Here is a 4,504-nt window from a genome sequence, read left to right as displayed (position 1 = left end):
TCCTGATCGTGTGATCTGTCACGCCATGTGAGCCGCTTCCATCGTCATGGAAGTGGCTCCGACCGCAAGCAAAGCTAACTGCTTCCTGGAGCCAGCAACCGCTGCCGCGGCCATCGTTGCCGCGAGCTTGGCGATATACTCCCTACGGGTACTGTCAGGTTGGCGACAGGCGGCGATCCGTGGCACGGTCTTGGGCATGAGCACGCCATCCAATCCCTACCGGGGCTTCCGCTATCCGGCCGAGATCATCAATCAGGCCGTCTGGTTGTATCACTGCTTCAGTCTGAGCTTGCGGGAAGTCGAACTGATCCTCGCGGCGCGAGGCATCGTGGTCAGCTACGAGACGATCCGTGAATGGAGCCTGCGCTTCGGGCGCGCCTACGCCAAGACGCTGAAGCGGCGCCGGCCGCAGCCCGGAGACAAATGGTTTCTGGATGAAGTGTTCGTTCGCATCCGAGGCAAACTGCATTATCTCTGGCGAGCCGTTGATCAGCACGGGAACGTGCTCGACGTCTTGGTCCAGAGCCGCCGCAACACAAAGGCGGCCAAGCGCTTCTTTCGCAAGCTGCTGAAGGGCCTGCGCTACGTGCCGAGGGTCATCGTGACCGATAAACTTGGATCCTATGGGGCCGCCAAGCGCGAGATCCTGCCGGGCGTGGAACATCGGCAGAGCCGGTATCTCAACAATCGCTGTGAGGTCTCGCACCAACCCACCCGACGGCGCGAACGCCACATGAGGCGCTTCAAATCAGCCGAACATGCGCAGCAGTTCCTCGCCACTCACACTCCGATCCACAATCACTTCCAGCTCTGCCGTCATCGTCTCTCAGCCAGTGAGTACCGAGTTGCTCGTGCTCGCGCCTTCCTCACCTGGCGCGATGCGACTGGTGCTGCCCTCGTGGGCTGATGTGGACTGCGTGACGGCTGCGCCCGCGGCAGCTTTGCCTCTTCGGCGCCAAGTTGACAGTACCCAAGGGCGGAGCGGGGGACGATCTGTACCTCGTCGATCATCTGGGCGACTCCGTTCATGACCATGATGGGGCGGCCGCCGGGGGCTACGACCGTGTCATCGCGTCCGTCAATTTTACGCTGGTGGAGGGCAGCGGGATCGAGGACCTCGTGCTGACGGGCTCCGCCCGCGTCGGAACTGGGAATTCGGATAAAAACCTGATCATCGGGACGGATGCTGCAGATACCCTCAGCGGCGGTGGCGGCGCGGATACGCTCGAAGGCGGGGCGGGCAACGATGTTTATGGGTTCGACAGCCTGGGCGATCGCATCCTGGAGCTGGCTGGCGACGGAACGGACGAAGTCCGACTGTCGACCGGAGGAATCTCATCGGGGTCGACCTTCTCGCTCGACACTGAGTGGGGCGCTCAGGTTGAGAACGTGACGCTCGCAGATGATGTCCATGGCATCAATCTGACCGGCAACAGCCTCGACAATGTGCTAGTCGGCAACCGCGGCGCCAACGTTCTTAAGGGCCTCGATGGCAATGATACGCTTGTCGTTGGACTCAGCGGCGCGACGAAGGATGATACGCCTCTCGAGGAGGTGCATGGTGGTGCCGGTTTCGACCATCTGGTGGTGGACTGGTCGGGTCTGACGGAGGCGGCTTTCCTCGACGGCGATTATGCCAGCACGGATGGCTACTCCAGCTCGAGCACCATCGGCGGCTACACCCGGCTCTACCACTATGGCGTGGAGCGCTACACGGTCACGACCGGCTCGGGCAACGACACGATCGAGACCGGCCAGCACCGGGACGTGATCTCGGCTGGCGCTGGCGACGACACCATCCGCTCGGGAGCCGGTAACGACACTTTGTCGGGGGGTGAGGGCAATGACTGGCTGGAGGGCGGCGACGGCGACAGCGACATCGCAGTCCTCACGGGCTCCCGCGCCGATTATACATTCGCGCTCCATCGCGATGGCACCATTGGCATCCTGGATGGGCGGGACGCCGGGGACGGCCAGGACAACGTCGAAGGGATCGAATTCCTTCAATTCCAGGACGGGACAGTTCGGCTAACCGCTGTCGCTCTCGAAGACCAGGGCGTCGGCGAAGATGGGCATTGGTCGTTCCAACTCCCCGAGGAACTCTATTCCAGCCAGGGAGCTGGATTGGAGACGAGCATCACCCTAGCCGGCGGAACGGGCTTGCCGGAATGGCTCACATTCAATGCCGAGACGAGGACGCTGTCGGGTACTCCGCCGCTGAACTTCAACGGCATCATCGATCTGGCATTTGTCATCCACAGCGACACCCGCATCGCCCTGTCAAACCTCAGGCTTACGGTGGAAGCCGTCAACGATGCGCCGATGGCAGCGATATCGGGCAACGATGCATCGGGCACCGAGGACATGACCATCACCGGCAAGGTGCCCGCTGGAACAGACGTCGAAGGCGATTCACTCACATACGAGCTGGTCGCACCCATTGCGGGGCTGAGCTTTGCGGCCGATGGCAGTTACAGCTACACCCCGGATACGAACTTCCACGGCACCGTTTCCTTCGAGTATAGCGTTGTGGACTCCGTTGGAGCCAGAAGCGAAGCCCAAACCTTCGCGCTGGCCATCACCCCTGTAAACGACGCCGCTGAGATTTCAGGTGCCCGTATGGGCACGGTGGAGGAGGATGGTATCCAGAACACGGGCGGCATCCTTGCTGTGGCGGATGTGGATGCGGGCGAGCAGGTCTTCAAGGCTGTGGCCTCAGCCGATTTACAGACACAGTACGGCACCTTTACCTTCAATGAAACTACCGGTGAGTGGGACTTCACGCTCGACAACGCGGTTGCCCAAACGCTAGCGGCAGGCGAGCACGTAGAGCAAAGATTGTCGGTTGAAAGCCTCGACGGCACTAATGGAGAGACGATCACAGTCACAGTCACAGGTGCGAACGATGCACCGGTGGCTGCGATATCGGGCAACACCGCCTCTGGAACCGAGGACACTTTGTTGACAGGGCAGGTTCCAGGCGGCCTAGACGTCGATGCCGACAATCTGCGTTATCAGTTGGTTTCACCTGTGGCGGGCTTGGCGCTCAACCCGAACGGCACCTTCACGTATGCTCCGGCTGTGAACTTCCACGGCACCGTTTCCTTCGAGTATCAAGTCGTGGACGATGCTGGGGCAAAAAGCGCGCCGATGACGTTCGTCCTCAGCGTCGCCTCGGTCAATGACGCTCCATCGGACATCCTCCTGTCGAATGCCACCGTGGCCGAAAACGCGGGAGCAGGAACCCCTGTTGGTTCTCTCACCGCGCTCGATCTCGATGGGGATTCGGCCTTCACCTTCAGTCTGCTCAACGATGCGGGCGGACGATTCGCGCTGGGAGCGGACGGTAAATCCATCGAGGTCAAGAACGGACTCCTCCTGGATTATGAGCAGGCCACGAGCCATCAGGTTGTCGTACGGGCTACTGACGGAAACGGCGCCAGCTACGATGAGACCGTGACCATCGCGCTGTCCGACGTGCCGAACGAGAATACGGCCGGCACGAGCGGAAACGACACGGTCTCGAGCGGGTCAGGCAGCGATAATCTCTCCGGCGGGGCAGGAAACGATGTCCTGAATGCCGGCGGCGGCAAGGACAAGGTCAATGGCGGTACCGGCAACGACCGGATCATCGGCGGTGCCGGCCAGGATTCGCTCACCGGCGGCTCCGGCAAGGACGTGTTCGTGTTTGCCAACAAGGATACCGGCACGAGCGAGGCCAAGGCCGATTATATTACGGATTTCTCCGGCAAGGGCGGCGACAAAATCGATCTGAAGCTGATCGATGCTGACGTGAAGAAGAAGGGCGATCAGGCCTTCACCTTCATCGGCAAGAACGCCTTCACCAAGGCCGGGCAAGTCAGTTACGAGAAGATTGGCAAGGAGACGTTCATCTATCTCAACACCGACAGCGACAAGTCGGCGGAAGGCGTGATCAAGCTCAAAGGAGCCATAGACTTCAGCAAGGGTTGGTTCGTGCTGTAACGGACATAAGCCGGGACGTTTCCGCCTCAACTAATCTACTGCCGTTTGCTCGTCCTGTTTGAGGAGGAGCCATGCTGACGGATGCACAATGGGGTATGCTGGCGCCTTGTTGCACGAATAGGCGATTTGGCGGCCGAAGCTGGATGGCATAGGAGAGCGGGGCCCTGATCTCGGATGCCTGTCGTGCCATTCAAAGCCAACGCTGCTCGCCGTCACCACATCCCGAAGCAGCGGCACCGGGTGACGAACTGGGCGGAGTACGATGCGGCCCTGCGCCAGCGCGGAAGCCTCACGATCTGGTTCACTGAGGAGGCGATTGCAGCCTGGCGGGCTGAGCCGCGCAGAACACGAGGCGGCCAGCCGCATTACTCAGCCCTGGCGATCAGGACAGCCCTGACCTTGCGAGCGGTGTTCCGTTTGGCGCTGCGTCAGACGGAGGGTCTGATTGGCTCAATCCTCCATCTCCTGGGGCTAGACCTGGCGGTGCCGGATCACTCGACCTTGAGCCGGCGGGCCGAGA

General features: G+C 61.2%; 3 protein-coding genes. All 3 read left to right on the top strand.

Annotation, left to right across the window (positions count from 1 at the left end):
- The first annotated feature begins 196 nt into the window (after positions 1 to 196).
- Positions 197 to 907, top strand: a complete 711-nt coding sequence (locus ILT44_RS29895) for an IS6 family transposase (protein ID WP_204243245.1) — start codon at positions 197 to 199, stop codon at positions 905 to 907.
- A 53-nt stretch (positions 908 to 960) separates the two neighbouring features.
- A complete protein-coding gene (locus ILT44_RS29890) occupies positions 961 to 3,984 on the top strand; it encodes a cadherin-like domain-containing protein (protein ID WP_204243244.1) in 3,024 nt (1,007 codons plus the stop codon).
- A 183-nt stretch (positions 3,985 to 4,167) separates the two neighbouring features.
- Positions 4,168 to 4,504 (top strand): transposase (locus ILT44_RS29885; RefSeq protein ID WP_204243243.1); only part of this gene is annotated, 337 nt, incomplete at its 3' end.

This window comes from Microvirga arvi (genome assembly GCF_016892765.1).
Lineage (GTDB): Bacteria > Pseudomonadota > Alphaproteobacteria > Rhizobiales > Beijerinckiaceae > Microvirga > Microvirga arvi.
Note: the sequence above shows the minus strand (reverse complement) of the source record. Positions and strands in the feature narration are given on the sequence as shown.

Coding starts and splice junctions, on each gene's coding strand:
- ILT44_RS29895 (WP_204243245.1), top strand. CDS start 197: ATGAGCACGCCATCCAATCCCTACCGGGGCTTCCGCTATCCGGCCGAG.